Source organism: Actinacidiphila yanglinensis (genome assembly GCF_900107965.1).
GTDB lineage: Bacteria > Actinomycetota > Actinomycetes > Streptomycetales > Streptomycetaceae > Actinacidiphila > Actinacidiphila yanglinensis.
This window is the reverse complement of the sequence record NZ_FNVU01000018.1, coordinates 107,686-122,288: the sequence shown is the minus strand read 5'-3', so window position 1 is coordinate 122,288 and position 14,603 is coordinate 107,686. Positions and strand designations below refer to the sequence as shown.

The 14,603-nt window shown below is 74.3% G+C and carries 13 protein-coding genes; 6 read left to right on the top strand and 7 right to left on the bottom strand.

Annotated elements, in window-relative coordinates; genetic code table 11:
• The first annotated feature begins 205 nt into the window (after nt 1–205).
• Nucleotides 206–1,093, top strand: a complete 888-nt coding sequence (locus tag C4U44_RS31075) for a universal stress protein (protein WP_103889383.1) — start codon at nt 206–208, stop codon at nt 1,091–1,093.
• A gap of 77 nt (nt 1,094–1,170) precedes the next feature.
• Nucleotides 1,171–1,827: a TMEM175 family protein gene (locus tag C4U44_RS31070; protein ID WP_200823466.1), complete on the top strand. Its 657-nt coding sequence runs from the start codon at nt 1,171–1,173 to the stop codon at nt 1,825–1,827.
• A 71-nt stretch (nt 1,828–1,898) separates the two neighbouring features.
• On the opposite strand, the gene C4U44_RS31065 is transcribed toward C4U44_RS31070, so the two are convergent.
• The gene (locus tag C4U44_RS31065) at nt 1,899–2,411 is read right to left on the bottom strand and encodes a cupin domain-containing protein (protein ID WP_103889382.1); all 513 of its coding nucleotides are present in this window, start codon (nt 2,409–2,411) and stop codon (nt 1,899–1,901) included.
• A gap of 282 nt (nt 2,412–2,693) precedes the next feature.
• A complete protein-coding gene (locus C4U44_RS31060; RefSeq protein ID WP_103889381.1) occupies nt 2,694–3,434 on the bottom strand; it encodes a TetR/AcrR family transcriptional regulator in 741 nt (246 codons plus the stop codon).
• 55 nt (nt 3,435–3,489) lie between these two features.
• Here C4U44_RS31060 and C4U44_RS31055 point away from each other — a divergent pair, with 55 nt between their 5' ends.
• The 4 genes from C4U44_RS31055 (at nt 3,490) to C4U44_RS31040 (ending at nt 8,017) form a co-directional block, all read left to right on the top strand.
• A complete protein-coding gene (locus C4U44_RS31055) occupies nt 3,490–4,608 on the top strand; it encodes an LLM class flavin-dependent oxidoreductase (RefSeq protein ID WP_103889380.1) in 1,119 nt (372 codons plus the stop codon).
• The gene (locus tag C4U44_RS31050) at nt 4,605–5,561 is read left to right on the top strand and encodes a sulfurtransferase (RefSeq protein WP_103889379.1); all 957 of its coding nucleotides are present in this window, start codon (nt 4,605–4,607) and stop codon (nt 5,559–5,561) included. The genes C4U44_RS31055 and C4U44_RS31050 overlap by 4 nt, the downstream gene beginning before the upstream one ends.
• Nucleotides 5,558–6,448 (top strand): LLM class flavin-dependent oxidoreductase, encoded by an 891-nt coding sequence (locus C4U44_RS31045; protein ID WP_103889378.1) that lies wholly within the window; start codon nt 5,558–5,560, stop codon nt 6,446–6,448. Before C4U44_RS31050 ends, C4U44_RS31045 begins: the two co-directional genes overlap by 4 nt.
• Nucleotides 6,449–6,604: 156 nt before the next feature.
• Entirely contained in the window at nt 6,605–8,017 is a 1,413-nt protein-coding gene (locus C4U44_RS31040) for an MFS transporter (protein WP_103889377.1), read from the top strand.
• Between the two features lie 142 nt (nt 8,018–8,159).
• Here the strand turns inward: C4U44_RS31040 and C4U44_RS31035 are convergent, their stop codons facing one another.
• The 5 genes from C4U44_RS31035 to C4U44_RS31015 form a co-directional block, all read right to left on the bottom strand.
• The gene (locus C4U44_RS31035; protein WP_103889376.1) at nt 8,160–10,007 is read right to left on the bottom strand and encodes a dipeptide ABC transporter ATP-binding protein; all 1,848 of its coding nucleotides are present in this window, start codon (nt 10,005–10,007) and stop codon (nt 8,160–8,162) included.
• Nucleotides 10,004–10,888: an ABC transporter permease gene (locus tag C4U44_RS31030; RefSeq protein ID WP_235032475.1), complete on the bottom strand. Its 885-nt coding sequence runs from the start codon at nt 10,886–10,888 to the stop codon at nt 10,004–10,006. Before C4U44_RS31030 ends, C4U44_RS31035 begins: the two co-directional genes overlap by 4 nt.
• Complete coding sequence (locus C4U44_RS31025; protein ID WP_200823465.1) at nt 10,885–11,835, bottom strand: ABC transporter permease; 951 nt, start codon at nt 11,833–11,835, stop codon at nt 10,885–10,887. Before C4U44_RS31025 ends, C4U44_RS31030 begins: the two co-directional genes overlap by 4 nt.
• Before the next feature lies 1 nt (nt 11,836).
• Nucleotides 11,837–13,486: an ABC transporter substrate-binding protein gene (locus C4U44_RS31020; protein WP_103889375.1), complete on the bottom strand. Its 1,650-nt coding sequence runs from the start codon at nt 13,484–13,486 to the stop codon at nt 11,837–11,839.
• A gap of 131 nt (nt 13,487–13,617) precedes the next feature.
• Nucleotides 13,618–14,523 carry an LLM class flavin-dependent oxidoreductase gene (locus C4U44_RS31015; RefSeq protein ID WP_103889374.1) on the bottom strand — a complete coding sequence of 302 codons (906 nt, stop codon included), beginning with the start codon at nt 14,521–14,523 and terminating at the stop codon, nt 13,618–13,620.
• Nucleotides 14,524–14,603: the final 80 nt, after the last annotated feature.

Genomic DNA, 14,603 nt, shown 5'->3' with positions numbered 1-14,603 from the left:
GACGGTCGCACCCCCGCACTCCGGGCGGAACGGGCCGGCAGGCCCGAGGCCCGGGTCGAACGGCACCATGTCCCCGACGAGCAGCACCCCGGCCCGGGCGGGGTGACTGGTCCCACCGGCCCTGGGAGGACGCGGCCCGGTCGGCGACCGTGGGGGTGGTGCCCCGCGAACGGGGCCGGCGGGCGGTGGAGAGAGGGGTGGACGCGTGAGGAACGGAGCAGGCGAGGCCGTCGTCGCCGGAGTCGCCCGTACCCTGGCCCCGGTCCACGACCACGTCATCGACTGGGCCGCCGACGAGGCGGTGTCCAGAGGACTGCCGATGCGCCTGCTGCACGCGCAGAAGTGGCCGCACGGCGGGCCGGCGCCGACCGGGCCGGGCCGTCCCGGCCGCAGCTGGTCCGGGTGGTCCCGGCACTTCCCGGCGAGGGGGCGGCTGCTGCTGACTGACGCGCGGGACACCGTCCGGGCACGGCACCACGCGCTGAAGGTGACCACGGAACTCGCCGCGGGCAGGCCGACCCGCGTGCTCCGGGAGGCGGCCGGCGACGCGGCGCTGCTCGTGCTGGGGGCCAGGAGGTTCACCAGCATCGCCGACACCTTCGCCGGCGGCAGCACGGCCATGGCGCTCGTCGGACAGCTGCCCTGCCCGGTGGCGCTGGTGCCCGAGCGCTCCGCGGAGACGCCGGGCGACGCGCCCGTCGTCGTCGGCGTGGACGGGTCCGCCGCGGCACGGTCCGCCGTGGAGCTGGCGTTCTTCGAGGCCGCCGCGGCGAAGGTCGGGCTGGTGGCCGTCGAGGTCCGCCCGCCCGGGGCGGCAGGCGCGCCCGAGTTCCTGGAGACCTCGCTCCTGGAGATGTCGGAACTCCTCGCGGGGTTCCACGAGAAGTATCCCGACACCGAGGTGAGCCACGAGATCCTCACCGGCGACGCCGGACCCATGCTCGCCACCGCCGCGCGGCACGCGCGCTGCCTGGTCGTGGGATCCCGCGGGCGGGACGGCTCCCACGGCATGCTGCTCGGCTCCACCAGCCGCTCCCTCGTCCACGGCACGCACTGCCCGCTGCTCGTCGCCGCGCCGGTCCCGGCGGTGTGACACGCCCGCCCGGACCGGGCCGGCGGCCGGGCGTGTGGACGCCCGGTTCGCGGCCCGGACCCGGTTAACCTGGGCCGATGAGGGAACCCCCGGCGCGGACGGACGAGGAGCCCTCGGTGGGGGAGCACGACGCGGCCGGCGATCCCGGTCGCCTGCTGGCCCTGTCCGACGGGGTGTTCGCGATCGCCGTCACGCTCCTGGTCCTCGACGTCGGGGTGCGCGACGGGCTGGACCCCGCGGGATTCCGCCGGGCGCTGCGCCAGACCGTCCCCGAGCTGCTCGCGTACGCGCTGAGCTTCACGGTGATCGCCGCGATGTGGCGGGACCACCGGCGGATCTTCGCGGGCGTGCGCCGGGTCGACGAGGTCGTGATCCGGCTGACCGTGGTGGGGTTGGGACTGGTCGCCCTCATGCCGTTCCCGACCACGCTGCTGGCGGACTACGGCGGACGCCCGCAGGCGGTGCTGATCTACTCGGGCGCGGTCGTCGCCGTCGACGCGGTCCACCTGTGGCTGCTGCGCTACCTCGCCTCCCGGCCGGGCATGCTCGCGGCCCCGCGCCCCAAGGCGGAGACCCGCCTGCTGACGGCCGACCTGACGTTGACCATCGCGGTCTTCGTCCTGTCGATGGGACTGGCGTACGTGTCGCCGACGGCCGCCAAGTGGTGCTGGCTGCTGCTGGTCGCGGTCCGGCTGGGGCTGCGTTGGGCCCGCGGCGGGAGGAGCGCGGCCTGAGGGAGGCAGTACGGGTGCAGGCGGGACCCGGCGGGCCTCGCCCCTCGCACGGCGACAACCACCCCGCGCCGTCAGTCCGCCTGCTCCTCTTCCGCGCCCCGCGCGTACAGCGCGGGCAGGTTGACCACGATCGCCTCCTGGGTGCTGCGGGCGATGACGACCACGGCTTCCTCGGCCGGGTCCGGGTTCTCCTCCCGGTGCGGGACGAAGGGCGGGACGAAGACGTAGTCACCGGGGGAGGTGCGCAGCCGTACCTCCTGCGGGCCCTTGCCGGTGTCCTCGACGAAGACGAACTCGGGGTGCCCGCTCACCACGTGGATCGCGGTCTCCGACGCACCGTGGTGGTGGTCGGAGGAGGAGGTGGCCGGAGCCACGTGGGTCTGACCCATCCACAGTTTCCCGGAGCCGACGGTCCTCCCGCTGACGGCGGCGAACCTGCGCATGCCGCCGGTCTGCGCCGTGTCCTCGTCGAGCGCGCCGGCGCGGACGTGGTGCAGGCGGGACCGCAACGAGGCCGCCGGGCCGGGGGCGTCGGGCAGGTGCGGGTGGAAGTCCGCACCGGGAGTCGTCAGCGGGTCGCTCATGGCCCGGACGCTAGGGCCCGCCCGAAAAGGATGTCAAGGCATGTCCTTTGTGCTCCTGGTCCACCCGACCAGCATGTCGCCTGGCGGGGTACGGAGCTTCCGGCCGGGGGCGCCGGAGCCGTCCTCGACCGGGTGCTGGGCGGACGCGTGCCCGGCGACGCCGACGGTGCCCTCGCCGAGGGCGGGCCGGCCCCAGGGCTGGTCGAGGCGGTCGCCGGGGAGCAGGGCGCGGGGGGCGCCGGTCCGCGGGGCCCCGCCACCGCGCGGTCGCGGCGGCGGGGGTCAGCGGGGCGCGCCGGCGGCGGAGTCCGTTCCGTACCCGTGCAGGAAGGCGTCGACCGCCCGGGTGACGCAGTCCCGGACCTGGGCCGGGCCGAGTGCCGGGCTCCCGTAGGGGCGGATGGTGATCTCCGAGGTCACCAGGGCGATGAAGTGCACGGTGGCGCGGGCGGGTTCGGGAATGCGCAGGAGCCCGGCGTCCGCGAGCTGCTGGAGGCGGCGGGCGACCTCCTGCTGTACGCGCTGCGGGCCGGCCTGCTGCCAGGCGTCGATCACCGCCGCGGGGAAGTGTTGCACCTCGGCCTTGATCTGCCGGATCATCGCGAAGTGCTCGGGGAACTGGGTCCGCTGGCCGACGAAGGCGCGGCCCAGCGCGAGCAGGTCGGTGCGCGGGTCGGTGCCGGTGACCTGCTTCTCCACCGTCGCGATGAACGCGTCCGCGACCTGGCCCGCGCTGTCGTGGACCACGTCGGAGAACAGCTGGTCCTTGCCCTCGAAGTGGTTGTAGATGGTGCGGGTGGACACGCCCGCCTCGGCGGCGATGGCCTCGATGCTGGTGCGGCTGTAACCCTCGCGGCCGAACACGGTCCGGGCGCCTTGGGTGATGGCCTGGCGCTTGCCCGCACGCCCGCCGGTGCGGGCGGGAACAGGCCGCTCCGGGGTCGCCGGGGCGGCGGGGGCCGTCGGTGAGGTACTCAGGGGAAGCCTCCGATGCGGGTCGTCGTCCGTTGCCCAATTTACCATGCACGTTGTACTTTACTTCGAGGGCTTTCCTTCAACCCGCCAGAGGACCGTGACGATGGAAATCGGGACCATTACTTTCGGCACCCTACTCAGCGACCCCTTCACCGGGCACCGCGTCTCCCAGGCGGAACGCCTCGACGAGGTGGTACGTGGTGCGGTGCTGGCCGAGCGCCTGGGCTTCTCCTGGTTCACCGTGGGCGAGCACCACTTCGGCGAGCGCGACGTCATATCGGCGCCGCCCGTGGTGCTCGCGGCGATAGCCGCCCGCACCTCGACCATCACCCTGGCCACCGGCACCACGCTGGTCGCCAACCGGGACCCGGTGCTGGTCGCGGAGGACTACGCCACGGTCGACCTGCTCTCCCGCGGGCGGCTGCAACTCATAGCGGGCGCCTCCTTCTTCCCCGATCCCTACACCGTCTTCGCCCAGCCGCCCGAGAGCAAGGCGGACCGCAAGCGGGAGAACCTCGAACTCCTGCTGCGCCTGTGGTCCGAGGACGAACCCGAGGTGACGTGGCAGGGCGCCTTCCGCCCGCCCTTGGACCGGGTGCGCGTCCAGCCCCGGCTCCACCAGACCCGGCCGCCGGTCTGGGTCAGCGGCGGCTCCCGGCCGGAGTCGGTGCACCTGGCCGTCGACGCGGGCCTGCCCATGGTCTTCGGCACCACCGCCCGCCCGCCCGAGGCGCACGCGCCGATGTTCCGGCTCTACCGCGAGCTGTGGGCGCGAGTCGGCCGCCCCGCCGCCCAGGCCCGTACCGGCGCCGCCAGCCACGTCTTCGTCGCCGACACCACCGCCGAGGCCCGCGACCAGTGGCGCGAGTACTACGGCAACTACTTCCGCGGCGCGAAACTACCGGCGGGCGCCCGCCCGTTCGCCTTCGACTTCGAGGACCTGATCGGCCCCGGCTCGGCGATCTGCGGCAGTCCGGCGGAGGTGGTCGACAAGCTCGGCCGGCTGCACGAACTGTGGGGCCACGACCTGCACCTGCTCTCCATCGACATCGGCGGCATCCCGCACGCCAAGGTGGCGCGCGCCATGGAACTGGTCGCGGCCGACGTGATCCCCCAGGTCGCCGGCCTGGGCGCGGACGGTCCCACCGGCGGCACCGCCGGCGGGCGCTCCGCAGCCCCGGCCGCGCTCGCCGCGGCCGAGCCGGTCGGGGGCACGGCATGAGCGCCCCGCAGGACACGAGCGCGGGGGACGTACCGCCGGTGGTCCCCGCCGCGTGGGTACGGGAGCGGCACGGGAGCGCCGAGCACGCGGCGCTCGTGCTCGCCGACGTCCGCTGGTACCTCGACGGACGATCCGGCCAGGACGCCTACCTCGCCGGTCACCTCCCGGGCGCCGTCTGGGTGGACGTCGACACCGACCTGTCCGCACCCCCCGCGCCGGACGGCGGCCGCCACCCGCTGCCCGCACCCGAGGAGTTCGCCGCCCGGCTCGGCCGGCTCGGCATCGCCGACGACGACATCGTGGTGGCGTACGACGACCAGGGCGGCGGGTTCGCCGCCCGCCTGGTCTGGCTGCTGCGCAGGACCGGCCGTGCCGCCGCGCTGCTGGACGGCGGCCTCGCGGCCTGGCCCGGACCCCTGCAGGCCGGCCCGGTGCGGCGGACGCCGGTGGTCCGCCGGGCGACGCCGTGGCCCGCCCGCCTGCTGCGCGGCGCCGACGACGCCGCGCGGGCGGGATTGTCGCCGCGCGCCGTGTTGCTGGACTCCCGGGCGGCAGGCCGCTACTCGGGCGCCGACGCGCACGCGGGAGAGACCCGCTCCGGCCACGTGCCCGGTGCCCGCAGCGCCCCCTGGCAGGACAACCTCGGACCGGACGGCACCTTCCGCTCGGCTGAGGAACTCCGGGCGCGTTTCGCACAGTTGGGTGTCGCCGATGCCGAGGAGCCGGTGTTCTACTGCGGCTCCGGCGTGACCGCCTGCCACAACCTGCTGGCCGTCGAGCGGGCCGGACTGCCGGACGCCGCCCTCTTCCCCGGCTCGTGGTCGGCGTGGTCGGCCGACCCGGATCGCCCGGTGGTGGCCGGGTCGCGACCGTTCGCGCCGGACGGCCCCGGCACGCCGGCCCCGGCCGGCCCGGAGGCCGGGACGTTTGGTACCGAGGGGGCGCCGCGATGAGCGCGCCCGTCGGACAGCACGTCGGCTTCGGGATCTTCGCGAACTACCGGGGACCGGATCCGGACCAGTTGGTGGAGGACGCGCGCGACGCCGAGCGGCTGGGCTTCGACCTCTTCGCCCTCAGCGACCATCTGCACGGCGACCGCGCGACGTGGGAGCCGTGGACCGCGCTCGGCTTCCTGGCCGCGGCCACGACGCGGATCACGCTGGCCACCGACGTGCTCGGGCTGCCGTACCGCGCCCCCGCCGTGCTCGCGAAGATGGCCGAGACCCTGGACCGGCTCTCCCGCGGGCGCCTGGTGCTGGGGCTCGGAACCGGCGGCTACGAGGCGGAGTTCGCCGCCTTCGGTCTCAGCACGCGGTCGCCCGGCCAGAAGGTCGCGGCGCTCGACGAGGCCGTGCAGGTCATCACGTCCCTGTGGCAGCGGCCGACGACGACGTTCGTGGGCCGGCACTTCGCGGTCCACGACGCCCGGATCGAGCCGCGCCCGGCGCACCGCATCCCCGTGTGGCTGGGCACGTACGGGCCGCGCGCCCTGACCGTCACCGGGCGGCTGGCCGACGGCTGGCTGCCGTCGCTGCAACGCCTGGGCCTGGCCGAGGCGTCGGAACTGCGGAAGACAGTACGATCCGCGGCCCGCGCCGCCGGCCGCGACCCCGACACGCTCACCTGCGCCTGCAACGTCCAGGTGGTGATGGACAGCCGGCGCGGCGCCGGCGGGCCCGTCGTCGCGGGCTCCTCGCAGGCGGTAGCCGAGCAGCTGGCGGCCCTGGTCCGGGCGGGTTTCACCTTCCCGCTGCTGTTCGGCCTGGACGACGCCGAGACCCGGGAGCGCTTCGCCACCGAGGTGATGCCGCTGGTCCGCGCGGAGTTCGCCCGCGCCTGACGCCGGCACGGCTCCGGTGCGCCCGAACCCGTCCTCCTTCCCGCATCCCCATCTCCCCCGTATCTCCCCGTAGTTCCCGTCCTCCCGTACGTGTCGGTGTCCCGGTCGCCGGTGTCCCGGTGTCGCGGTGTCCCGGAAACGAAAGGCAGATCACGCATGGCACGCAAATGGTGGACGCTCGTGGCCGTGGTGGCCGGGGTGTTCATGCTCGTCCTCGACATCACCATCGTGAACGTGGCGCTGCCCGACATCCGGGACGACTTCCACTCGTCCCTGTCGGACCTGCAGTGGGTCATCGACGCCTACGCCCTCGCGCTCGCGGCCGGACTGCTGACCGGTGGCTCGCTCGCCGACCTGTGGGGCCGGCGGCGGCTGTACGCGGCGGGCACCGCGGTCTTCACGCTCGGCTCGCTGCTGTGCGGTCTGGCCACCGGCCCGTTGTTCCTGGCGCTGGCCCGGGCCGGCCAGGGCATAGGCGGCGCGGTGGTGTGGGCGACCTCGCTCGCGCTGCTGAGCCAGGCGTTCCAGGGCCGTGAACGCGGCCTGGCCTTCGGCATCTACGGCGGCGTCCTCGGCATCGCGGTGGCCGTCGGACCGGTGCTCGGCGGGGCGCTCACCAGCGGCCTGAGCTGGCACTGGATCTTCTGGGTGAACGTGCCGATCGGCGTCGCGGTCGTCGCGATCACCCTCCTGAAACTGGAAGAGTCCCGCAACCCGTCGGCCGCCCGGCCCGACTGGATCGGGTTCGTCGCCTTCAGCGCCGGCCTGGCACTGCTGCTGTACGGCTTCATCAACGCCTCCGAGGGCTGGTCCCAGCCGAAGGTGTGGGGCACGCTCGCGGCGGCCGCGGTGCTGCTGGCCGGGTTCGTCTTGCTGGAACGGCGCACGCCGCACCCGATGCTGGACCTGACGCTCTTCCGCAAGCCCACCTTCAACGGCGGGCTGGTGGCCGCCTTCGGCCTCAACGCCTCGATCTACGCCCTCATCACCTACCTCGTCCTCTACCTCCAGCAGGACCTGCACTACTCGCCCGCGCAGGCCGGCCTGCGACTGCTGGCTCTGACGGGGGCGATGTTCGTGGCGTCCACCACCGCCGGGCGGTTGAGCTCCGCGGTGCCGGTACGGCTGATGATCAGCGTCGGGTTCGTGCTCATCGCCGCCGGCATCGCGCTGATGACTGGGGTGAAGGAATCCTCCACCTGGACCCACCTGCTGGCCGGGATGATCGTCTCCGGCCTGGGCGCGGGCATGGTCACCGTGCCGCTCGCCTCCACCGCCGTCGGGGTCGTCGCCCCGGCCCAGGCGGGGGTGGCCTCCGGGGTGAACGCCACCGCGCGGCAGGTCGGCCTCGCCACCGCGATCGCCGTGCTCGGCACCGTCTTCAGCACCCGAAGCGCCCACCACGGTTTCACCAGCGGGCTCAACCTGATCCTCTGGATCGGCGCGGCGGTGGCCCTGGTGTCCGCGGTGCTCAGCGCGGTGCTGATCCGGCAGAAGGACTTCGTGCCGCCGCCCGCGCGACCGGCACCGGCCGGCGCAGAGGCCCAGCCCGAGGCCGCAGGCGCCTGACACCACACACGGGCGACCCGCTCACGGACGACCCGCACCCACGAAAAAGGGGCCCTGGGCCACGGGATCGACCGTGGCCCAGGGCCCTTGGGGTGTGCGGACGGCGCGGCCGCCGGGCCGCGGGGCTCCGTCGGGAGGTGTGTCAGGCGGGACCGGTGCGGTGCAGCGGCGCCGGCGGGGGAGCGGGAAGGGGCGATGCCGCCGACAGCAGCGCCCGCGTGTAGGCGTGCGACGGTGCGTCGAAGACCTCCCGCACCGGCCCGGACTCCACCACCCGCCCGTCCTTCATGACCGCGATCCGGTCGCTGACGTGCCGTACCACCGCGAGGTCGTGCGAGATGAACAGCAGGGCCACCCCCGTGTCACGCCGGATGTCCGCCAGCAGGTCGAGGATCTGGGCCTGCACCGACACGTCCAGTGCCGAGACGGGTTCGTCGCAGACCACGACGCCGGGTGAGGTGGCCAGGGCGCGCGCGAGGGCTACGCGCTGCCGCTGACCGCCGGACAGCTCACCGGGGCGGCGCCCCAGGACCGCGGCCGGCAGGCCCACCCGGTCCAGCAACTCCGCGGCGCGAGCGAGGCGTTCGGCGCGGCCGCGCACCCCGGCCCGCGCCACGGCCTCGCCGACCACCCGTTCCACGCTGTAGCGGGGGTCGAACGACCCCAGCGGGTCCTGCTGCACCGCCTGGATGCGGGGACGCGCGGTGCGCCGCTGCCTCTCCGGCACACCACTCCACGGCCGGCCCTCGAACCGCACCTGCCCGGCGTCGGGAGGCACCAGGCCGAGCGCGATCCTGGCCACCGTGGTCTTGCCGGAGCCGGACTCGCCGACCACGCCAACGGCCTCGCCCGCCGCCAGCCGCAGGGAGACCTCTCGTACCGCATGGTGCACGGCGCCGTCCGGGCCGCGGAAGCCCTTCGACACGGCGTCGACCTCCAGCAGCGGCGGGGCCGCGGGCGAGCCCCCGGTGCCGGCCTCGACGTGCGGTTCGCGGTCGCGGACGGCCACCCGCGCGGTGGCGTGCGGCTTCTGCGGCGTACGGTCCGACTCCTCGCCGTCCAGCGGATGATGGCACACGGCGGCGTCCGGACCGGTGACGGCCGGCAGCGCGGTGCGGCACGCCTCGTCGGCCGCCGCGCACCGGTGGGCGTACGGGCAGCCGTCCCGTCCGGCGTGCGGCCGCGGCACCGTCGGGGCGGAGAGCCGGGCGCCCTTGGCATGCAACGCCGGGACCGCGTCGAGCAGCGCCCGGGTGTACGGGTGGCGCGGGCGTTCCAGCACGCGCCGGCCGGGACCGGTCTCGACGATCCGCCCGCCGTACATGACCGCCACCCGGTCGGCGAGCCGCGCCACCACGGACAGGTCGTGGCTGATGAGCAGCAGCGCCGTGCCCTCGCGGCGGAGCCGGTCGAGCAGGTCGAGGATCTGCGCCTGCACCGACACGTCGAGGGCGGTGGTCGGTTCGTCGGCGATGAGGAGGTCGGGCCCCGCGGCGATCGCGGAGGCGATCAGGGCGCGCTGCCGCAGCCCGCCGGAGAGCTGGTGGGGGTACTGCGCGGCGCGCAGTTGCGGCTGGGGCACCCCGACGTCGGCGAGGAGATCGCGCACCCGGTCGGCGCGACGTGAGCGGGGCTCCACGCCGTGCACGCGCAGCGGTTCGGCGATCTCGGCGCCGACGGTGCGCAGCGGGTCCAGCGAGGACAGCGCGTCCTGGAGGACCAGGCCGACCCGCCTGCCGCGCAGCCCGCGCCACTGCGGCTCGCGCAGGCGGGTGAGATCGTGGCCGTCGAACTCCAGCGTGCCCGCCCGCACCCTCGACCCGTCGCCGGCGAGGCCGACCAGCGCGCGGGCGGTGACGGACTTCCCGGAGCCCGACTCGCCGACCACGGCGAGGCATTCGCCGGCGTCGAGGGTGAAGGAGACGTCCCGTACGGCGCGCAGCGCGCCGAAGGACACGTCGAGCCCGTCGACGGTGAGCAGAGGCGTCATCGGCCGGTCCTCCGGGTGAAACGGGCCTGGGCCTGCCGGCCCACGATGTTGACCACCAGCGCGGTCAGGGTGATGGCCGCGCCGGGGAAGATGCCCAACCACCAGGCGGTCTGCAGGAAGTCCCGTCCCTGGTCGAGCATCGCGCCCCACTCCGCGGTGGGCGGCTGCGGTCCCAGACCCAGGAAGCTCAGCCCGGACGCGGCGATGAGCGACGAGCCGAAGCCGACGGTGGCCAGGACCAGTAGCGGGCCGAGCGCGTTGGGCACCACATGACGCCGGATCAGCGCCGCCCGGGACAGGCCGAGGGTGGTGGCGGCCTCGACGTACCCGGAGCGGCGCACCACCAGCGTCTCGGCGCGCACGATCCGGGCGTAACCCGGGGCGAACGCGGCCGCGATGGCGAGGGCCACGTTGACGGTGCCGCTGCCGAGGACCGCGACCGCGAGCAGGGCGAGCAGGATCGGCGGCAGTGCGAGGAGCACGTCGGCCAGCCGCATCAGCACCTGGTCGGCCACGCGCCCGCCGAGCCCGGCGGTCAGCCCGAGGGCCGCGCCGGCCAGCACGGACAGCGCGGTGGATCCGGCCCCGAGCAGCAGCGACAGCCGGGTGCCGTAGACGACGCGGGTGTAGAGGTCGCGGCCGAGCTGGTCGGTGCCGAACCAGTGGCCCGCGCCGGGCGGCCGCAGCGCCTGGAGCGGGTGGGTGGCGTTGGGCGCCGCGCCGGTGAACAGGCCGGGTGCCGCGGCGGCCACCACCAGCAGGGCGAGGAAGAGCAGCGCGGGCACGAGCAGCAGGGTGCGGGCGCGCGGGCGGCGCCCGGCGCGGGGCGCGGTGTCGGCCGGCGCCTGGGGTGCGGTCTCGAGGGTGGGCAGCGCGGTCACGGCGTCACCTGGTCCGTCCTGAGGCGGGGGTCGATGACCAGGTAGAGCAGGTCCACCAGGGTCGAGAGCACCACGAACACCAGGGCCGACAGCAGCACCAGGCCGATCACCAGGGGCATGTCCTTGTTGGTGGTCGCCTGGAGGATGAGGGCGCCGATGCCGGGCCGGCCGAAGACCGTCTCCACCAGGACCGCACCGCCCAGCAGCGATCCGGCCAGCCAGCCGGTCAGCGTGACCAGCGGAAGGGCGGCGTGGCGCAGCGCGTGGCGCAGCCGCACCGCGGTGCTGCTCAGGCCCCGGGAGCGGGCGGTGACGGCGAACGGCTCGTGCAGCGCGGTCTCCAGGCCCTCCCGCAGGACCTGGGCGAGGACGCCGGTCATGGGCAGGGCCAGGGTCAGCGCGGGCAGCACCAGGGAGGTGCCGTTCTGGGCGCCGGCGACGGGGAACAGCTGCCAGTGGAAGGAGAAGGCGGTCAGCAGCAGGATGCCGGTCCAGTACGACGGGCTGGAGACGGTGAGCAGCTCCAGCAGGGACGCCGCGCCCCGGAGCACCGGGCGGCGCCCGGCGGTCGCGACGGCGCTGACCAGGGCCAGCAGGAGGGCCAGCGCCAGTGCGGCCAGGGCCAGTTGGGCGGTGGGGCCGAGCTGGTCGCCGATCAGCGAGCCGACCGGCCGCTGTACCTGGTAGGACTGCCCGAGGTCGCCGCGCAGCAGGTGGCCGAGGTAGTGCAGGTACTGCTGTCCCACCGGTTCGCCCAGCCCGTACTGGGCGCGGATGCGGTCGCGGACCTCGGGCGTGGCGGAGCTGAAGGGGCCCAGCATGGTGGTCACCGGGTCGCCGGGGATGAGCTGGAGAGCGGCGAACGCGACCGTGGCGGCGCCGAGGAGCACCGCCGCGGCCGCCGCCACCCGTCGGGCGACCGCCTGGAGCAGGTGTGTCGCCTTCACGTCACTTCCCGAGCCAGGCGTCGTGGAACTCCAGCCAGGTGTTGGCGTCGGCGGTGATGCCGTGCGCGTGGGTGGAGGCGCCGTACACCGAGGAGACGACGTACATCGGCACGACGAGGGACAGGTCGACGGCGCGCTTCTGCACCTGGGTGTAGAAGGTGGCGCGGGCGGCCGGGTCGAGGGTGGTCTGGCCCTGCTCGGTCCACGCGTCGAGGTCGGCGTCCTTGATGAAGGTGCCGTTGGCGCCGCCCTTGGCGGGAGTCTCGGCGCTGTTGAAGTACAGCCGCAGCACGTCCGGGTCGGCCCGGGCCCAGCTGTAGTCGGAGATGTCGTCCTTGCCGCCGAAGAGCTGCTTGACGAAGGTGCCGACGTCCTGCCGCGGCCGCTCGACCTGGATGCCGAGCTTCTTCAGGTCGGCCTGCACGGCCTGACCGAGGATGTCGTGCTGCTGGCTGACGAGGTTCTGCGGCATCAGCGGCCACACCAGCGAGAGCCGCTTGCCGTCCTTGGTGCGGTACCCCGAGGAGTCGCGCGCGGTCCAGCCCGCCTGGTCCAGCAGCCGGTCCGCCAGCTTCGGGTCGTACGGCCATGTCCCGGTCAGCGCCGAGTCGTAGCCGGCGGTCGCGGGGGACAGCGGGCTCCAGGCGCGCTGGTAAGCGCCGAAGTAGACGCTCTTGACGTCGGCGTCGACGTTGATGCCGCGCTGGACGGCCTCGCGCACCCGCTGGTCGGTGAAGGGCCCGCGGGACGCGTTGAGCACCAGGTTGTAGACCCCGCCGGGCGCCTGCTTGGAGATCACCGTGAGACCGGATCCGGGCGTGAGGGTCTTGACGTCGGCCGGCGGGACGGACTTGGCGACCTGGACCTGGCCGCTGCGCAGCGCGCCGACCCGCACCGAGTCCTGGCTGAGGAAGCGGTAGGTGAGTTTGTCGAGGTAGGCGGGCCCCTGGTGGGAGTCGGTGGCGGGCGCCCAGTCGTACTTCGGGTTGCGGGTGAGGACCGCGCTCTGCCCCTTGGTGTACGAGGAGAACACGAAGGGGCCGGTACCCACGTCGGCGGGCCCGCCGGCACCCAGTTTCGAGCCGTACTTGGCGATCGCGGCGGGCGAGTAGAAGCCGAGGTAGGGGGTGCTGGCCGCTTGGAGGAAGGGGGCGAACGCCTTGGTGAAGGAGACCTCGACGGTGTACGCGTCGACGACCTTGGTGCCGGAATAAGGCCCGAGCAGCCCGGCGGCGTACTGCGACGTGGTGGCCGGGTCGACGATGCGGTCGAAGTTGGTCTTGACCGCCTGCGCGTTGAAGGGCGTGCCGTCGGTGAAGGTGACGCCCTTGCGGAGATGGAAGGTGTAGGTGCGCAGGTCCTTCGCGACGGTCCAGGACGAGGCGAGCCAGGGGTGGAACTGCCCCTTGTCGTCCTGGAAGACGAGGGAGTCGAAGACGTTGCGCTGGATGGATCCGGTGATGTCCTGCTGGCTGACGTCGATGTCCCAGGAGACCGGTTCGGTGTCCACCGCGTAGGTGAGGGAACCGCCGGAGACGGGGGTGGACGAGGTGCTGCCGCCGGAGCCGGACCCTGAGCCGCAGGCCGCGGCGAGGAGTACGGCCGCGGTGGCGGCGACGAGGGGGACGGGTCTGCGGCTGAGGCGGGACATGCGGGTCTCCCGGAGGTACCTGGTGGTGGCATGGCGACGGCCGGGCCGCGGGTGCAGCCCGGCCGTCGGGGTCGATCGGTCGTGCCGGCGGCTGCCGGAGCGGGGGATCGGGTGTGTCGCGGGTCGGACGGTCAGCCTTTGGCGACGTTCTCGCGGACGGCCGGCACGACCTCCTCCGCCCACCGCCCGAGAGCGGCGTCGAGGGGATCGCCACCGGTGGCGAAGTGGACGAAACCGGCGGCACCGTGTTCCAGCACGGCGCTGCTGAGCTCGTCCACCCACTGCCGCACCGAGCCGCCGATCCATCGGCCGTCGTCGTCGCGGACCCGGTCCAGCGGCCTGCCGGTGATGCGGCCCGGCAGGTTGAAGACGGTGGCGACGGCGGACGGGTCGCGGCCGGCCTCCTCCGCGGCCCGGTCGATCAGCGGCCGGGAGGAGAGGTAGCGCTCGCTGACCCAGTCCGAGGCGTGCCCGGGGATCCAGCCGTCGGCGAGCCGCCCGGTGACCGCCAGCGAGCGGTCGCCGAGCGAACCGGTCCAGATCAGCGGGGTGGGCACGTCGGCCGGCTCGATGGCGCGGACCTCGTTGAACTCCCCGATCAGGGTGACCGGTTCGCCGCCGCCGGACAGCGCGCGCACCAGGGTGATCGCCTCCTCCAGCGCGCGCACCGCCTGGGCGGGTCCGAGCCGGGGACGGCCGAACCGCTCGATCTCGTCCCACAGGCCGCCCGCGCCGATGCCGAGGACGATCCGGCCGCCGGACAGCGCCGACAGCGAGGTGAGCGTGCGGGCGAGCACCGGCGCGGGCCGGCTGGGCAGGTTGGTCACGTTCGCCAGCCCGGCGATCCCGGAGGTGGCCCCCAGCACGAAGCCGAGCGTGGAGTAGGCGTCCAGCCGGTGCCCGTAGTACGGATGGTCCGAGGTGGAGAACAGGTCGAGGCCGGAGCGGTCGGCCTGGACACCGAGCCGGACGATCTCGGCGGCGCGGGCGGTCTCGGTCCCGGGGGCGAATCCGAACAACGTGGTGTGCTGCGGCATCGACGCGGCACTCCTTTCCTGGACGGGCCGTCAAACGGCGGTGAACGGTGGTGAACGGTGCTGCGCCGGGCGGGTCGTGG

Coding starts and splice junctions, on each gene's coding strand:
- C4U44_RS31065 (WP_103889382.1), bottom strand. CDS start 2,411: ATGAGCGACCCGCTGACGACTCCCGGTGCGGACTTCCACCCGCACCTG.
- C4U44_RS31035 (WP_103889376.1), bottom strand. CDS start 10,007: ATGACGCCTCTGCTCACCGTCGACGGGCTCGACGTGTCCTTCGGCGCG.
- C4U44_RS31070 (WP_200823466.1), top strand. CDS start 1,171: ATGAGGGAACCCCCGGCGCGGACGGACGAGGAGCCCTCGGTGGGGGAG.
- C4U44_RS31020 (WP_103889375.1), bottom strand. CDS start 13,486: ATGTCCCGCCTCAGCCGCAGACCCGTCCCCCTCGTCGCCGCCACCGCG.
- C4U44_RS31015 (WP_103889374.1), bottom strand. CDS start 14,523: ATGCCGCAGCACACCACGTTGTTCGGATTCGCCCCCGGGACCGAGACC.
- C4U44_RS31050 (WP_103889379.1), top strand. CDS start 4,605: ATGAGCGCCCCGCAGGACACGAGCGCGGGGGACGTACCGCCGGTGGTC.
- C4U44_RS31040 (WP_103889377.1), top strand. CDS start 6,605: ATGGCACGCAAATGGTGGACGCTCGTGGCCGTGGTGGCCGGGGTGTTC.
- C4U44_RS31045 (WP_103889378.1), top strand. CDS start 5,558: ATGAGCGCGCCCGTCGGACAGCACGTCGGCTTCGGGATCTTCGCGAAC.
- C4U44_RS31060 (WP_103889381.1), bottom strand. CDS start 3,434: ATGGTAAATTGGGCAACGGACGACGACCCGCATCGGAGGCTTCCCCTG.
- C4U44_RS31055 (WP_103889380.1), top strand. CDS start 3,490: ATGGAAATCGGGACCATTACTTTCGGCACCCTACTCAGCGACCCCTTC.